Annotated in this window: 16 protein-coding genes; 7 read left to right on the top strand and 9 right to left on the bottom strand. The window is 69.0% G+C overall.

The genetic code is table 11. The annotated features are described in order from the left end of the window. Nucleotides 1-157 precede the first annotated feature (157 nt). Entirely contained in the window at nt 158-325 is a 168-nt protein-coding gene (locus tag U4012_RS28735) for a DUF1427 family protein (protein WP_044847131.1), read from the bottom strand. A gap of 170 nt (nt 326-495) precedes the next feature. Further along, on the bottom strand, nt 496-1,182 hold the full coding sequence (locus tag U4012_RS28730) for a hydrolase (protein ID WP_044847130.1): 687 nt from the start codon (nt 1,180-1,182) through the stop codon (nt 496-498). A gap of 308 nt (nt 1,183-1,490) precedes the next feature. Between U4012_RS28730 and U4012_RS28725 the strand changes: the two genes are divergently transcribed. Continuing rightward, the gene (locus tag U4012_RS28725) at nt 1,491-1,772 is read left to right on the top strand and encodes a XapX domain-containing protein (protein WP_044847129.1); all 282 of its coding nucleotides are present in this window, start codon (nt 1,491-1,493) and stop codon (nt 1,770-1,772) included. A gap of 222 nt (nt 1,773-1,994) precedes the next feature. Continuing rightward, complete coding sequence (locus tag U4012_RS28720) at nt 1,995-2,903, top strand: LysR family transcriptional regulator (RefSeq protein ID WP_321802609.1); 909 nt, start codon at nt 1,995-1,997, stop codon at nt 2,901-2,903. 62 nt (nt 2,904-2,965) lie between these two features. Here U4012_RS28720 and U4012_RS28715 read toward each other — a convergent pair whose 3' ends face one another. The 3 genes from U4012_RS28715 to U4012_RS28705 form a co-directional block, all read right to left on the bottom strand. Next, a complete protein-coding gene (locus U4012_RS28715) occupies nt 2,966-4,429 on the bottom strand; it encodes a mechanosensitive ion channel family protein (RefSeq protein ID WP_321802607.1) in 1,464 nt (487 codons plus the stop codon). Between the two features lie 172 nt (nt 4,430-4,601). Then, nucleotides 4,602-6,407, bottom strand: coding sequence for an ATP-binding protein (locus tag U4012_RS28710; protein ID WP_321802605.1), 1,806 nt, complete (start codon nt 6,405-6,407; stop codon nt 4,602-4,604). Between the two features lie 66 nt (nt 6,408-6,473). Beyond that, entirely contained in the window at nt 6,474-6,854 is a 381-nt protein-coding gene (locus U4012_RS28705) for a hypothetical protein (RefSeq protein ID WP_321802603.1), read from the bottom strand. Between the two features lie 14 nt (nt 6,855-6,868). Between U4012_RS28705 and U4012_RS28700 the strand changes: the two genes are divergently transcribed. Next, on the top strand, nt 6,869-7,252 hold the full coding sequence (locus tag U4012_RS28700) for a hypothetical protein (RefSeq protein WP_321802601.1): 384 nt from the start codon (nt 6,869-6,871) through the stop codon (nt 7,250-7,252). A 48-nt stretch (nt 7,253-7,300) separates the two neighbouring features. Here U4012_RS28700 and U4012_RS28695 read toward each other — a convergent pair whose 3' ends face one another. Together U4012_RS28695 and U4012_RS28690 are read right to left on the bottom strand one after the other, a co-directional pair. Further along, the gene (locus tag U4012_RS28695; RefSeq protein WP_124892600.1) at nt 7,301-8,122 is read right to left on the bottom strand and encodes an alpha/beta fold hydrolase; all 822 of its coding nucleotides are present in this window, start codon (nt 8,120-8,122) and stop codon (nt 7,301-7,303) included. Nucleotides 8,123-8,189: 67 nt separating this feature from the next. Next, nucleotides 8,190-8,615 (bottom strand): DUF3331 domain-containing protein, encoded by a 426-nt coding sequence (locus U4012_RS28690; protein WP_044847123.1) that lies wholly within the window; start codon nt 8,613-8,615, stop codon nt 8,190-8,192. 549 nt (nt 8,616-9,164) lie between these two features. On the opposite strand from U4012_RS28690, the gene U4012_RS28685 reads away from it, so the two are divergent. Continuing rightward, entirely contained in the window at nt 9,165-9,986 is an 822-nt protein-coding gene (locus U4012_RS28685; RefSeq protein WP_193759869.1) for an alpha/beta fold hydrolase, read from the top strand. Between the two features lie 120 nt (nt 9,987-10,106). Here the strand turns inward: U4012_RS28685 and U4012_RS28680 are convergent, their stop codons facing one another. Next, a complete protein-coding gene (locus tag U4012_RS28680) occupies nt 10,107-11,693 on the bottom strand; it encodes an MFS transporter (protein WP_321802597.1) in 1,587 nt (528 codons plus the stop codon). 83 nt (nt 11,694-11,776) lie between these two features. On the opposite strand from U4012_RS28680, the gene U4012_RS28675 reads away from it, so the two are divergent. The 3 genes from U4012_RS28675 (at nt 11,777) to U4012_RS28665 (ending at nt 15,357) form a co-directional block, all read left to right on the top strand. Continuing rightward, complete coding sequence (locus U4012_RS28675; RefSeq protein ID WP_124488012.1) at nt 11,777-12,805, top strand: HlyD family secretion protein; 1,029 nt, start codon at nt 11,777-11,779, stop codon at nt 12,803-12,805. After that, nucleotides 12,802-14,247: an efflux transporter outer membrane subunit gene (locus U4012_RS28670; RefSeq protein WP_321802596.1), complete on the top strand. Its 1,446-nt coding sequence runs from the start codon at nt 12,802-12,804 to the stop codon at nt 14,245-14,247. Before U4012_RS28675 ends, U4012_RS28670 begins: the two co-directional genes overlap by 4 nt. A gap of 138 nt (nt 14,248-14,385) precedes the next feature. Further along, entirely contained in the window at nt 14,386-15,357 is a 972-nt protein-coding gene (locus U4012_RS28665; protein WP_321802594.1) for a LysR family transcriptional regulator, read from the top strand. A 95-nt stretch (nt 15,358-15,452) separates the two neighbouring features. Here U4012_RS28665 and U4012_RS28660 read toward each other — a convergent pair whose 3' ends face one another. Beyond that, nucleotides 15,453-16,109, bottom strand: coding sequence for a response regulator transcription factor (locus tag U4012_RS28660; protein ID WP_260427857.1), 657 nt, complete (start codon nt 16,107-16,109; stop codon nt 15,453-15,455). Between the last annotated feature and the right edge of the window lie 117 nt (nt 16,110-16,226).

The raw sequence follows: 16,226 nt of genomic DNA, 5'->3' as shown, positions 1-16,226 counted from the left end.
CACGTCCGCGTCGCTGCCGACCGCGACGAAGCGGCCGTCCTTGATCGCGACGGAGGTCGCGACGGGGTTCGCGCGGTCGAGGGTCGTGAATCGTCCGTTGTGGAGGATCAGATCCGGTTGAGTCCCGGTTGCGGTCATATGCATCACCTCGCTTCGATCAGAAGCCAAAGAGCTGTTTGAGGGTGGGGATGGCCTGCACGCCGATCACCATGCCGAGCAACCCGACAAGGGCAATCAGTGGCGGTGCCGGGGAGCGCACCTTGATGGCGCTGTAAATGACACCGATCAGCAAGCCCGCACCAAGGGAAACCAGATAGGGTTCCATACGATCAATTTCTCGGACTGGTTGGAGAGCAGGTCCTGACGTCCCGGCCAACATGCCGCGGACGGCATCCGTGATTCGTTCACGGTCCGCCGTCCGCGGCAACGGCGCCGGCGCGGCGCGTTCGCATCGAACCCGCCGCACCGGCATCGACGGTCGCAGACCGTCCGCGCTTACTTCGCCGGAACGGCCGGGATCGACTCGTGCGGCGTCGCGGTGCGCTGCGGTGCCTTGTGGACCATCGTGTACGCGTAGTCGACGCCCATGCCGTACGCGCCCGAATGCTCCTTTGCGATCGCCATCACGGCGTCGTACGTCTCGCGGTGCGCCCAGTCGCGCTGCCATTCGAGCAGGACCTGCTGCCACGTGACGGGCACCACGCCGGCCTGCACCATGCGCTGCATCGCGAAATCGTGCGCGGCCTGCGTCGTGCCGCCCGATGCGTCGGCGACCATGTAGATCTCGTAGTCGCCTTCGAGCATCGCGCACAGCGCGAACGTCGTGTTGCAGACTTCGGTCCACAGGCCGGAGACGACCACCTTCTTGCGGCCGTTCGCGGCGAGCGCGTCGCGCACCTTCTGGTCGTCCCACGAGTTCATCGACGTGCGTTCGAGCGTCTTCTGGTTCGGGAACACGTCGAGCAGCTCGGGATACGTGTGGCCCGAGAAGCTGTCGCTTTCGACGGTCGTGATCGTGGTCGGGATGTTGAATACCTTCGCGGCCTTCGCGAGGCCGACGACGTTGTTCTTCAGCGTCTGGCGATCGATCGACTGCACGCCGAACGCCATCTGCGGCTGCTGGTCGATGAAGATCAGCTGGCTGTTGTGCGGAGTGAGTACTTCAAGCTTCGGGTTGCTCATGGCGGTGATGTCCTTTGACGCGGAGAAAAATGCGGCCTGCCTCGCCGACCCATGCGGGAGGCAGCCAATACGCTGTGCCGGGAGATTCGACAGCCAGCCGGCATCATTCAATACGCAAATTCCCGATCACGCCAATTAATCATTCTGATTCGCGCGGGCCGCGACGCTCAGGCTTAAAAGATCTGAATTTCGTTGAACCGAACCATGGTGAACGCGAAGACCTGATAGGCTGGTCGCGGACTGCCGAAGCGACGCCGGATCGGTAGTTATCCGTATTTTTTACACGGCCGCCATTTCACCCGGATCCCATGAAACCGTACACCGCCTCGCTGTTCGCCGGCCTCCTCGCCGGTATCGTCTATGCGCTGATCGGCGTGCCGTCGCCGGCGCCGCCGATCGTCGCGCTCGTCGGCCTGCTGGGCATCCTGGCCGGCGAACAGATCCTGCCGGTCGCGCGGCGGATGTTCAGCGGTATCCGGCTCGGCACCGCGTGGCGCGATGCGAAGTGCAGCCAGCACATGTTCGGTGCGCTGCCCGGTGCCCACGCACCCGACACCGCCGCGACGCGCCGCGATTCGACGCCGACGTGACGCCGACGTGACGCACGCCCGTTGACCGGATGCAGCCATGCCCGTCCGCGGGCATCGCCACGCCGTCGTGTTCCTTCGATCACGGTGGTGCCACGCGGCCTGGCCCGCGCCATGCCGTTGCGTCCCGCCGCCCGGCCGCGCGATGGATCGTCCTGAACGGTATTGGATCGAGCGGCGCTTGACGCTAACATGGCAGCCCGACGTCCCTCCGTGGAATTCGCCATGAAGCTGTCATTCGAAGCGCTCGAAGCACTGGACGCGATCGACCGCACCGGCACGTTCGCCGAAGCCGCCGAACTGCTGCACCGCGTGCCGTCCGCGCTGACTTACCTCGTACAAAAGCTCGAAAGCGACCTCGACGTCGCGCTGTTCGACCGCAGCGGACGCCGCGCAAAACTCACGCACGCGGGGCGCGTGGTCGTCGAAGAGGGCCGCCGGCTGCTGCATGCCGCCGAACAGCTCGAACGCAAGGCGCAGCGTGCGCAGCAGGGCTGGGAAACCGAGGTCCGGATCTGTGTCGACGAGATCCTGCCGTTCGAGGCGATGTGGCCGTACGTGCACACGTTCTACGGTCTCGAGATGGACACGCGGCTGCGACTGTCCACCGAAGTGCTCGGCGGCACCTGGGATGCGCTGATTTCGCGCCGCGCGGATCTCGTCGTCGGCGCCACGGGCGAGCCGCCCGAGCTGCCGGACATCGTGGCACGGCCGATCGGCACGCTCAGGCACGTGTTCGCCGTCGCCCCCACCCACCCGCTCGCGGCGCTGCCGGAACCGCTGTCGCTGGCATCGGTCGTCGCCCATCGCGGCGCGGCGATCTCCGATACGTCCCGCGAGCTGCCGCCGCGTTCGATCGCCGTCGACGCGGGGCAGCCGTATCTCGCCGTCCCTACCCTAGCCGCCAAACTGGCCGCGCAGTGCGAAGGACTCGCGGTGGGCACGCTCCCCGAGTGCATCGCGGCACGCGCGATCGCGCAAGGCAAGCTGGTCGCACGCCAGGTGACCGGCATGCGCGACACGAGCCATTGCTACCTCGCGTGGCGCGGCGACGAGGCCGGACGCGCGCTGCACTGGTGGGTCGAACAACTCGACCGCCCGGATCTCGTCGACCGGTTCACCGCGCTCGCCTGACCGCGCTCTCTTCGCGGCCGCGACCGCCGTCGCCCGCCGCCCGCCGCCCGCCACCCGCCGCGTCAGCCGAACGAATCGTGCAGGCGCTTCATCTCCTTCTCGAGCCACTCGATCAGGCTGAACGACGCATGCGCGCTCGCGGCCGGCGGCATCCGCATCTTCTCCTCGGTCGCGATGTGCTCGGTGAGCGATTCGCACATCAGCCGCCCCAGTTCGGGCTTCCTCGCGAGCAGCGGCGACAGGTCGCGACTGCTCAGCTGATAGGCCGTCACGGCCGTCACCGCGTAGACGCTCGCATGCAGCTGCGTACCGGCGAGCACGACGGACTGGCCGATCGCGTCGCCGGGCGCCATCCGCCTGACTTCCGTGTCGCCCGTCGCGCCGGGCACGAACACCGCCGCGACGCCGGCCGCGACGATCGTCAGCAGGCGCGCGTCGGAGTTCGACGCGTAGATCACCTCGCCCTTGTTGAACACGCGTGACGCGAGCGCATCGGCCAGTATCGCCAGGTCCGCGTCGTCGAGCTGCCTGAACAGCTCGACCGCGCGCAGCAGGCGTTGCCCGCGCGACGCCGGACCGGGCGCCGCCGGTGCGCCCGTCAGCGGGCGCAGCGCGACGTCCGCGGCAGCCAGATGCCGGTGGGCCAGATCGTAGAGCCGGTTGCGGACGTCGATCTTTTTCTGCAGCGAGTCGACGTAACAGACGAGTTCGTATTCGATCGAGTTGGTCCTGAACGCCTTGACGACCGGGATCGGCGCCGGACTCGCGAGCACGTCCAGCGAACTGGCCGCGGCATGCGCGAGCGCATCGACGACGACCGCGGGCCGCGCTTGCGGGTCGAGCTCGATCGTCAGCGTCACGCCGTACACGTTCGCCGGTTCGCTCAGGTTGACGATCGCCGCCTTGGCCGCGACGCTGTTCGGCACGACGACCAGGTTGCCGAGGCTGTCGATCAGCTTGGTCGCGCGCCAGTTGCTTTCGACGACACGCCCTTCCAGCGCGCCGATCGCCACCGTGTCGCCGAGACGAAACGGCTGCGTGGTATTCAGCACCAGGCCCGAGAACACGTCGTTCAGCGTGTTCTGGACCGCGAGCCCGAGGATGACGGCGACCGCCCCCGACGTCGCGACCACGCCGCTGAGCGGCAGCCCCAGCACGTAGCCCAGCGCGGCGACGGCGGCCGCACCGAACACGGCGCCCGCGGCGATATCGTGGAACAGCCGCTGGTTGCGCCATGCGCGCGGCAGCAGCAGATGATCGAGCATCAGGCTGAACACCAGCGCGCACTGCAGCCACCATGCGACGCCGATCACCTGGATCGCGAGCCGGTCGAACCGGTCTGGCGACGCCGGCACCGCGAGCGGGCTCACGCCGGTCGAGAACAGCACGTAGGTCAACGCTGCGAACGATGCGCAGCGCCACATGGCTTTCGTCGTCGAACGGCCGCGCCCGAGCAGCCGCCAGGCGATCAGGTCGGCAAGAACGATCGGCGCGCCGTAAGCGACCGTGACGGACAGGTTCGGCATGCTGGAGTGGGCTGAGAGCGTGCTTCGCGACGGGCGGGGACCCTGCGCCGGCAGTCGGTGGCGTCGCGACAGCGATGAGCGGACAGTCCCCGCGCATGCAATGTAGACGCGCCGACCGGCCGGGTCCTGTGTTCGGCCTGAAACGTTCTGAATGCGCGGTCGGCGCGCCGCGCTACGCGTCGCGCGGCGGCAGTTCGGCCTCGCCCGCCTCGAACCCGAGCGCGTGCACTTCCGACCATGCGTCGTGCGCGATCTGCGTCGGCCCCGACGTATGCGCGAGCGCGGCCGCATACGCGGCCAGCAGCCGCACGGGCGCGTCGGCGCACGCGGGCGTGTCGTCGAGATCGCGCATCGCGTCGAGCGCCGCGCGCGCCCGTTCGCGACACTCGTCCACGAGCGACAGGTCGAACAGGCACGGCACCGCGACCGCCGCCAGCGCGATGCCGACCCGCGCGTCGCCGTTCGGCGAAAACGCCCAGTCGAGCGCCGCGCGCAGATTGCCGAGTTCGCGCCGGATCACGTCGAGCCGCGATTCGGCGAGCTGCCCGTCGTCGCTACCGGGCGCACACCGGAACAGCGCCAGGAAGTAGCGCGCGTGCGCGAGCGCCGCGGCCGCGCATTCGCCGTTGGTCTCGAGCTGCTGCAGCGCGTACGCGCGCGTCGTCGTCAACAGCCGGTAGCGCGGCGCGCCATGCGCGCTCTCGAGGCTCAGCAGCGATTTCGACACAAGGCCCGCGATCGCGTCGAGCAGCGCCGTGTCGACGAGCCCCTTCGTTCCGACGATGTCGCGCACCGCGTCGATCGAGAAGCTGTCGCGGAACACGCCGAGCCAGCGCAGCAGCAGGCGCTCCGCGTCGTCGAGCAGGCGGTAGCTCCAGTCGTACATCGCCTGCAGTGTCTGATGACGCGGCAACGCCGTGCGAAAGCCGCCGGTCAGCAGCCGGAAATGGTCGTCGAGATGCGCGGCCAGCACGTCGATGCCGAGCACGGCTGCGCGGGCCGCGGCCAGCTCGATCGCGAGCGGCAGCCCATCGAGACGCCGGCAGACCGACGCCATCAGCGCCAGGCAGCGTTCGTCGAGCGGAAAGCGCGGGTCGGCGGCGCGGGCGCGCGCCGAGAACAGCTGCACCGCGCTCGCGCCCGCGGTCTCGCGTTCGTCCGCGCCCTCGGCGGGTACCTCGAGCGGCGGAACCGGACACAGTCGCTCGCCCTGGATGCGCAGCGCCTCGCGGCTGGTCGCCAGGACACACAAACCGGCATCCGACTCGGTCAGCGCGGTCGCGATCCGCGCGGCGGCATCGAGCAGGTGTTCGCAATTGTCGAGCACGAGCAACATCCGCCGATGCGCGACGCTGGCGAGCACGGCTTCGAGCGTCAGCGACCCGGCCGGGTGCGCGAGGCCGAACGCGCCGGCCAGGGCGTCGGGCACGAAGCGCGGGAACGCGACCGTGGCCAGCGACACGAACGCGGCCCCATCCGGAAAGCGCGCTTCGGCCCGCATGGCCGCTTCGAGCGCCACCCGTGTCTTGCCGATGCCGCCCGCACCGACCAGCGTCACCACGCGCGCGTTGTCGAGCGCCGCGAGCACGTCAGTGACCGTCTGCTCTCGGCCGATGAGTGCGGTCGGCACGGGCGCCAGCCGCGACGTCGCGGGACACACGGGCGCCGCGGCCGGCGCCTGTGCCTGCGCTTGCCCGCCGACCAGCCGGTAGCCGCGCCCCGGCACCGTGATGATCAGGTTCCGGTCGGCGGCGAGCGCCTTGCGCAACGCGGCGACATGCACCTGCAGGTTGTTTTCCTCCACGACCGTGTGCGGCCACACGCGCTGCATGATCTCGTCTTTCGATACCAACGCGCCGTTCGCCCGAATCAGGAGTTCGAGAATTTCGAATGCGCGGCTGCCGATTCGCAACAGTTTGCCGTTCGAGCGAATTTCACGTCTGTCGAGGAAAACATGAAGTGTTCCAATCCGGATCATTTGAATTCTTAATCGCTTTCCATTCGTCGATACCTTGTCGGAAATGACACCGGTTTAGGGCAGATGCTACGGCATTTTAAACATCCATTGATTCAAATTATCAGAAGCCAAAGAGCAAATTTTTTGAATCGACGACAACCGCGAACGGCCGCCGCAGGCCGGCATTTGGCGCTTCATCACGTCCGGCGCCGGCAACAGGCGAAACAGCGATTCACCGGTGAACCAATTTGGTGTGATAAAAGCGCTGCCATTCCCGACTCGCATCTGCACCGGATCGTTTGCCGTGATGATTGGAATGAATTGCGCCGATGTCGCGGGAAAATTTTTGCTCCTGCATGCGATGCCGAATTGCTGTATTCCGCCGCGTTGTTCCTTGGCGTCGGCCCGGCAGGAGGCCAGCGGCGCTCGCGCCGGCGCGACGGAATCGATGGCGCGAACGTCATGCACGCGTTTCCCCGCGCATGCGTTTCTCGGTTCCCGGCGGATACGGCGTCGCCGCCGAAGACGCGGCCGAGGTATGGCGCACGATCGTGCCCAGCGCGGCCGTCGGTGTTCATCCGTACGTGACACCGCTGACGGCATTGCATGACGCGGGTGCCAAAGCGGATCTCCTTGCGCCGCACTTCGACGAGGTGGGCCACACCGAGCGCGACGAGATCATGCAGGCGTGGCCGCCGGGCCCGTGCTTCAAGACGCTATCCCTCGAGGCACACTCCGCGGGCACCGCGCATCGCCCCGGAACCGCGTTCGGCAACGTATGCGCCGACGTGCCCGAGCGTTGCGCTCCGGACTATCGTCGGACGAATTTCCGGGGCCCGGTGCCCGGTTCGACGTGGCCGGAGTGAGCGGACCCGGCCGGCCGTGCCCGCACCGGCCACGTCACCGCCGCCGCATCACGCGCGGACGAACGCCAGCAGTTCGTCGTTCAGGCGTTGCGCGTGCGTCAGATACAGCGCGTGCGGCCCGCCCTCGTAGACGCTCAGCGTCGCGCGCGGCACGCGCTTCGCGGTCGCGGCGCCCGTCAGCGCGAGCGGCACCGTCTGGTCGTCGTCGCCGTGAATCACGAGCGTCGGCACGTCGAACCGGTCGAGATCCGCCCTGAAATCGGTTTCGGAAAACGCCCCGACGCAATCGAGCGTGCCCTTCAATCCGGCCTGCAACGCCATGAACGTGGTCCAGTCGAGCGCTGCGCGCGAGATCGTCGACGCGGGCCGGTTCGAACCGGTGAATAGCGGCCAGAAGTTTTCGAGGAACGCCGCGCGATCCGCGACGATGCCCGAGCGAATGCCGTCGAACACGGCAACGTCGACACCGTCGGGATGATCGTCGCGGCGTGCGACCAGCGGCGTCACCGCGCCGATCAGCACGGCTTTCGCGATGTGCCGCGTACCGTGCCGGCCGATGTAGCGCGCCACCTCGCCGCCGCCCATCGAAAAGCCGACGAGCGTGACGTCGCGCAGCCCGAGCGTCTCGATCAGCGTCGCGAGATCGTCGGCCAGCGTGTCGTAGTCGTAACCCGTCCACGGCTGGCCGGAGCGGCCGAAGCCGCGCCGGTCGTAGGCGATGCAGCGCATGCCGTGCGACGCGAGATGATGCATCTGGACGTCCCACATGTCCGCATTCAGCGGCCAGCCGTGAATGAACACGACCGGGCGGCCGGCGCCCCAGTCCTTGTAGTGAATCGAAACGCCGTCGCGTGTCGTGAACGTGCTCATGCGGATCCCTCGGTGGTGATCAGGCGGCCGCCGACCGGTGCCGACGGACGGCGCGCGGAGCGCCGCGTCATGACCGCGACAGCCTGGCGATGAAGCGGTTCAGCTCGGACGTGAGGATCACGTCCCGATAGTTCGCCGGGCGCTTCGCGCCGCGCCATTGCGGCTTGTAGATCGCATCGCCGGCACGGATCGTGATGCCGGTCAGCGCGCAGCGCCCGAGACCGCGCGACTTGGCGCTGATCCAGCGCTGCTCGTCGTAGCGAAAGCGCGTGGGATCGCTCCACGATATCAGGACCGACGAATCGGTCTGCCGCTCGGCCGCGACGATCGCGCACCGACGGCGCATGCCGTCGCTCGACGCGGCCGGCACTTCGTCGCGGTGGCGACGGCACGCGGCGTCCGGGTCGCGAAGTGGCGGCGGCGCGTGGTGACGCGCGGCGGCCGACGGGTCGAGCAGCGTCATCACGTGTTCCCAGCGATTGAAGGCGTCCATGGCGGCGTATCCGGGCAAGTGGCGACGGGCCGGATGTCTCGCACCCGCACGCATCGCGATGCGTCATCCGCCGCCGCGAACCGGCAAGACCCGCGACGGGATGACCTGATGCCGACGATAGCGGGCCGCCGCTGAAGAGTCTTTACGCCGGGCTTAATTTTTCTGGCGGGCGCGCTCGCGCGGCGCGCGGCGGCCGCGTTCACGACAATTCAGCACGATTTCAGTACGCGCCGCGCGGTCGCGGGATAGCCTCCTGTCGGCGTTCGTTCGTGCCCTTGCGTGCCTGCCGGCGCGCGAACGCGAACGCGCCGGCCGCCCGCGCGAGCGCCGCTCGCGGGCAGATCCGAAACCCTTCAAATCCAACGCGGCACCATTGCACCGCACGTTCAAGGAGTCTTCATGCGTCCCGCAGATCACGACGCCATTCCCTCGGCGCGCCGCCGAGACATGCTGCTGGCCGGCGCGACCGCCGTTGCCGCCGCCGCGCTGCCGGCCGCTGCCGCCGCCGCCCCCAAACACGCCGCTTCCGCCCATCAAGGAGCCCATGCGATGAACACGATCACCACCAAAGACGGTACGCAGATTTACTTCAAGGACTGGGGCAGCGGCCGTCCGGTCGTGTTCTCGCACGGCTGGCCGCTGTGCGCCGATGCGTGGGACGCGCAGATGCTGTTCCTCGTGCAGCACGGCTACCGCGTGATCGCGCACGACCGGCGCGGTCACGGCCGCTCGAGCCAGCCGTCGCAAGGCAACGACATGGACACGTACGCCGACGACCTGGCGGCGCTGATGAATGCGCTCGACCTGCGCGAGGCTACGCTCATCGGCCATTCCACCGGCGGCGGCGAAGTCGCGCACTACATCGGCCGGCACGGCACGAAGCGCGTGGCGAAGGCCGTGCTGATCGGCGCGGTGCCGCCGCAGATGGTGAAATCGGCGTCCAATCCGGGCGGCCTGCCGATGGACGTGTTCGACGGCATCCGCAAGAACGTCGCCGAGAACCGTTCGCAGTTCTACAAGGATCTCGCGGTGCCGTTCTTCGGCTTCAACCGGCCGAACGTCAAGGTGTCGCAAGGCACGATCGACGCGTTCTGGGCGCAGGGCATGATGGGCGGCGTGTACGGCCAGTATCAGTGCGTCAGGGAATTCTCCGAAGTCGACTACACCGAGGACCTGAAGAAGATCGACGTGCCGACGCTGATCCTGCACGGCGACGACGACCAGATCGTGCCGATCGACGATTCGGCGCGCCTGTCCGCGAAGATCGTGAAGCACGCGCAGCTGAAGGTGATCCCCGGCGGCGCGCACGGGATGTGCGTCGTCAACGCCGACCTGATCAATGCCGAACTGCTCGCGTTCCTGAAGGCGTAAGCGCTGCGGCACGGCGCGCGCGGCCCTGGCGCCGGCGCGCCGTTCAGGAAGATTCAGCCCGACGCGATTCCGTCGCGGGGAGCGCGATCGCTAAGATCGTCGCTGCGCGATGCCGGGGGCTCATGGCGACGGCGCGCGCGCCGGCCGGAGCAGGATGCCGATCAACACCCCCGCGACGGCGAACGCCATCGCGACCCGGAAATTGTCCGCGAGCGCGAGCGTGGTCGCCTGGACCCGGACCGCCCGGTCGAGCAGCGCATAGGTCGCCTGGTCGCCCGTGGCGAAGGTGGCGCCGTGCGACACGAGCGACGCCGCGCCAGCCCGCAGCCGCGCGAGCGTTTGCGGATCAGACAGCGTGACATGCAGACCGACGAGATTCGAATGGGTAGCCTCCATGATGCGCTGGATCACCGCGATCGACGTCGTGCCGAGCTGCCCGCTCAGCAGGCGCGTCGTCTGCACGACGGCGCCGAACGTCAGCGCGTGCTCGGCCGTCACATGCTTGCCGAAGAAGAAGATGACCGACGTGAGCGCCATCGTCTGGCCCAGCGCCTGGAGCAGTTGCGACGGGATGAAGTCGGGCTCGGCCCACGCGGGCGTGAGACGCGCGCCGAGCGCGAACGCGACTGCCACCATCAGGAAACCGGCCACGATCAGCCGGCGCGGATCGACGCGCTGCAGCAGCCACGCGACGCACGGCGCGAACAGCAATTGCGGAATCGCGATCCAGCGCAGCGTATCGCCGATCTGCAGCGGGCGAAGCCCGTAGGTGCTCGCGAGAAACACCGACGGAATGAAGCTCGTGTTGAGCACGGTGAAGCGCACGAGACCGACGAGCAGGATCAGCAGCGCGACGTTGGGCAGCGCGAGGTAGCCGAGATCGAGCCCGGCCTGCCGGGACGTGAGTTCGTGGATCAGGAACGCGGCAATCATCAGGATGCCGATGCACAGCAGCGCGACGATCAGCGGCGACTGGAACCAGAACAGCCGTTCGCCCTGGTCGAGCGCAATGCACAGGCACGCGAACCCGCCGGCGCCGAGCAGCATGCCGCGCGTATCGATGCCGGACACGAAACGCTTGACCGGCTCGTTCGACAGCGACAGCAGCAGGCAGACGATGAACGGCACCGTCAGCAGCGCGTTCTGCCAGAACAGCCAGCGCCAGCTCAGGTGTTCGCTGTACCAGCCTTCGAGCGTCGCGGACAGGTTCAGCGACATCTCGAGGTTCATCGCATACGCGGCGATGCCGAACGGGATCACCCGCGGCGGCAGCGTGCGCACGACGAACCCGACGGTCAGCGGCACGAACACGCCGGACGCGAAGCCGGCGAGACTCTGGAACGCGATGAAGGTGCCGAAGTTCGTGCACAGCGGCAGCACGGTTTCGACGACGAGAAACACCGAGGCGCCCGCCAGCAGCACGCGGCGCGTGCCGAACACGAAGGCCGCCGCGATCGCGAGCGGGCCGACGAACATCTGCGACGCGGTGAACGCCGTGTTGATCCACGCGCCTTCGTCGAACCCGACGCCGAGCGCGCCGCGCACGTCGGCGAGCCCGAGCGACGTGATGCGCGACGTCAGCGTCGCGATGATCGCGCCGAGCAGCACGGACGCGATCGCGGCGATCGAGCGAAACGTCGGTATGTCGGCGGCCGGCGCGGCGGCCGGCCCCGGTGTCGCGCCACCGGGGGCGAACGTGGTGTTCATCGTCGAGCGGCTCCCGCACATGAGGCTCGCGCAAGCATAGCGCGATACGAAGAAAGTCGTCCGTACGATGGAGTATCCCGACCATGACCCCGAACCCGCCGGACTCGCCGTCCGTTCCCGCCGCGCGTTCGCGCAAGTGGCCGGTCGTGCTGATCGCCGCCGGCGCGCTGCTGCTCGTCGCGCTGCTGGTCTACGAATACGATGCGCACGAACGCGGCACCGACGACGCGTACGTGACCGGCCATCTGCACGTGATCTCGCCGCGCGTGGCCGGCACGGTCGAGCGCGTCCTGGTGGACGACAACCGGTTCGTGCATGCGGGCGAGCCCCTCGTGCGGCTCGACCCGCGCGATTTCGACGTGCGCGTCGCGCTGCAGCGGGCGCGCGTCGCGCAGGCCCACGCCGATGCGAGCCGCGCGAAGGCGCTGGTCGAGCAGGCCGACGCGACGCGCGTGTCGGCGCATGCGGATGCCGAGAAGGCCGAGCTCGATTACGCGCGGGCGCGCGAGTTGACCCGCGAAACGCCGCGCGGGCTGTCGCAGCAGGAATTCGATGCGGCCAACGCGGCCCGCAAGTCCGCCCGCGCGCGCATCGACGCGGCCGACGCGCAATGGCGCAGCGCGCAGGCCGCGTGGCAGGCGGCGGCCGCCGTGTCGAACCAGAACGACGCCGAATTGCGCGATGCGGAACTCCAGTTGCAATACACGACCGTCGTCGCGCCGTCCGACGGTTATGTCGGCAAGAAGACCGTCGAGACCGGCGAGCACGTCGCGCCCGGCCAGGCGCTGCTCACGCTCGTCGAGCCGCACCCGTGGGTGGTCGCGAACTTCCGCGAAACCCAGTTGCGGCACGTGCGCACCGGCGACGCCGTGCAATTGCGCTTCGACGCGCTGCCGGAGCGGACCTTCAGTGGCCACGTCGACAGCCTGTCGCCCGCGACCGGCGGGCAGTTTTCGCTGCTGCCGCCCGACAACGCGACCGGCAACTTCACGAAGGTCACGCAGCGGGTGCCCGTGAAGATCCTGCTCGACGGGCAAGCGGTGACCGAGCCGCGCATCCGGCCCGGCCTGTCGGTCGTCGTCACGCTGCAACCCGAGCGCGCGCAGCCATGATCCGCATCGCCGCCCTGTTCGCCGCCGTGTTCGCCGCCTGCCTGCTGAGCGCATGCACGATCGCGCCGCGGCCGCTTGCGCCCGTACCGGTCGGACCGGCCCCGTTCCGCCATGCGGATGCGGCGAACCCACCCGCCGCGCCGCTCGCCGAGTGGCCCGCATGGTTCGGCGCGCCGCCGCTCGTCACGCTCGTCGAGGCCGCGCTCGCCGGCAATCCCGACCTTCGCGCCGCCGCGGCGCGCGTCGACCAGGCGCAGGCGCTGCTCGGCGTGCGCGAAGCCGCGCTGGCGCCCACCGTCGGCGTCGCGCCGTCGTTCAGCCGCTCGCGCGTGTCGGGCACGGTCGACAACGCATTGCCGAAACGCACGATGCACAACTGGTCGGTGCCGTTCACCGCGAGCTACGAAGTCGATCTGTGGGGCCGCCTGCGCGGCGACGCCGAGATCGGCCGGCAGAACGTGCTGCAGGCGGACGCGGATCGCGCGGCGGTGCGCCTGCGCGTGGCGACCGACGTCGCGACCGACTACCTGACGCTCCATTTCGTCGAACAGGATCTCGCGACGCTCGCACGCGCGATCGAGCTGCGCCGCACCGCGCTCGACGTGATCGCCGCGCGCGTGCGGGCCGGCGCGGCGAGCGATCTCGACGCGCTGCGCGCGTCGGCCGATCTCGATACGGCACGCGCCGATCTCGCGGACAGCCGGCGGCTGCGCGAGAACCTCGTCGACGCGCTCGCCGTGCTGACCGGCGTGTCGCCGACCGCATTCGCCGTCGCGCCCACCGCATCGCTCGTGCGCGTGCCGGACGTGCCGCCCGGGCTGCCGTCCGCGCTGCTCGCGCAACGGCCCGACGTCTACGCGGCCGCGCGCCGTGCCGATGCGGCGTCGCTCGAGATCGGCGTCGCCCGCACCGCGTGGCTGCCGACGTTGACGCTGACCGCGCAGGGTGGTTTCGCGAGCCGCGATCTCGGCACGTTTCTCGATCGCAACAGTTCGCTGTGGGGGCTCGGCGCGAGCGTCGCCGAAACGCTGTTCGACGGCGGCAAGCGCGACGCCGCGGTGGCCGCCGCGACGGCCGGCGCGGACCTCGCCGACGCGAACTATCGCGCGACCGCGCTCGGCGCGCTGCGCGAGGTTCAGGACGCGCTCAACGACATCGCCGCGCAGAAGGAGCGGATCGCGCGCTACGACAGCGCGGCGCACGCGACCGAGGCAGCCGCGCGGTTGTCGCTGAGCCGTTATGCGCACGGCTACGTCAGCTATCTCGAGGTGATCGACGCGGACCGCGATGCACTGAGCGCGCAACGCCAGCTGATTCACAGCCGCCAGTCGCTCGCCATCGCGACGATCGGCCTGGTGCGCGCGCTGGGCGGCGGATGGACGCCGCCGGCTTCGGCCGCGACGGGCGATGCGTACGCGCCGGGCGGGTCCGCATCGGACTGAGCGTGCGTGCCGGTTTCGCACGAACGGCCTTCAGCATTTTCACGCCGCTCTTAAGCTTTACTAACGTTTTTTGTGTTGTTCCGCGCGGATGCGCCGCATACATTGCTCCCATACGCACTCACCGCAGCGGGACGTGTCATGGATCGCCTGAAAGCGCTCGAGATTCTCAAGACGGTTGCCGAACAAGGCAGCTTCACGAAAGCCGCCGACGCCCTGCGGCTCGGCGTGCCGTCCATCAGCCGCACCATCCAGTGCCTTGAAACGTCGCTCGGCGTGCTGCTGTTCCATCGCACGACGCGCAAGGTGACGCTGACCCACGTCGGCCACGACGTGCTCGAACAGGCGATCGCGTTGCTCGCGCAATACGAGCATTTTTCCGTGTGCTGTCACACCAATGCGAGCGACGTGCAGGGCGACGTCTCGATCGAGGTCTCGAACCTGTTCGGCGCCGATCGGCTGGTGCCGGTACTCGCCGATTTCAATCGGCGGTATCCGCTCGTGCGTATCCGCGTCGACTGGGTCGATCATCCGAGCGCGGCGTTCAGCGGCGCCGCGGACCTGTCGATCGTCACCGAACGGACGTCGAGCGTGACCTGCGTCGAGCGACGCCTGGGACGCATTGCGATGGGACTGTACGCGAGCCCGCGGTTTCGTGTGGCTGCCGGCGCACCCGACGATCCGCAGGCCCTCGAACGCACGGACGCGCACGGCGGCAAACCGGGCAGCGGCGCTTCGATGTGGCCGCTGCGGCACCGGCGCACGGGCGCGACCGCCGCGATCCGGCTGGCCGGCGCGATTCGCTCGAACTGTCTCGACACGCTGATTCTCGCCACGACGCGCGGCGCGGGCTTCGCCGTGCTGCCGGAACATCTCGCGCGGCCGCTCGAGCGCGCCGGCGAGCTCGTTCGCCTGCTGCCCGACTGGCAGGTCGGCGATCTCGACGCATCACTGCTCTACCACTCGCGCCGCAACCTGCCCGCGCGCGTCAGGACGCTGGCCGAACATCTCGTCGCCGCGTTCGACGGCGGCCGCGATCCGCAGCCGACCGCCCGGCACCATGCACGCGCGGTCACGCATGCCGCCGATGCCGACCGCGAAGTGGCCGCATGAACGTCGCCGTTCGCGGCATCGGGCGCCGCGCCGGCACGTGCGTGCCGATGCCGTCGTGTCGAGCGGGCCGGCGCGCCTGCTCTGTCGCCCCCCGCTCAACCGCCCGCGCCGACCGGTCGAACGCCGAGCGCCTGGGCCCGACGCACGAGATCCGGCAGCGTGCGGACCTGCATCTTCTTCATCACCTGCGCACGATGCACCTTCACCGTGATTTCCTGCAGCCCGAGATTCGACGCGATCTGCTTGTTCATCAGGCCCGCGATCACCTGGCTCATCACTTCGCGTTCGCGCGGCGTCAACGACGCATAGGCCCGCCGCACCGCATCCAGCTCACGCTCGCGCGCGAGGCGTTCGCCGTCGCGGGCCAGCGCGCGGCCGACGGCATCGAGCATCGTGTCGTCGTCGAACGGTTTCGTCAGGAAATCGAGCGCGCCGCCCTTCATGGCCTTGACGGTGGTGGCCACGTCGCCGTAACCCGTCATGAACAGGATCGGCACGTTCAGGCCCGCACGCACCGCTTCCTCCTGAACGGCGAGCCCGCTCTCGCCGGCCAGGCGCAGGTCGAGGATCAGGCAACTCGGCACGTCGGGCCGCTCGAATGCGAGGAACGCGCGCGACGTCGCGAACGTCTCGACGCGAAACCCGGCCGAACGCAACAGTGCGCTCAGCGCGCGCCGCAGCGTTTCGTCGTCGTCGACCACATAGACGACCGGCGCGGGTTCCCCCGCGCCCTGGTTGCGATCAGAAGTCATATTCGGCGTGCTCGCCATCGCACTCCCTGTGTAGGTATCCGCTTCGTTATCGAATGATAAGCCGGGACGGGACCGCGCGGAAACGCCGCGGCACGCGGATGACCGCGGACCGGTCGG

Source organism: Burkholderia sp. BCC1988 (assembly GCF_905339895.1).
In the GTDB taxonomy this organism is placed as follows: Bacteria; Pseudomonadota; Gammaproteobacteria; order Burkholderiales; family Burkholderiaceae; genus Burkholderia.
The sequence above is the reverse complement of the archived record's forward strand: the minus strand, read 5'-3'. Positions and strand labels throughout refer to the sequence as shown.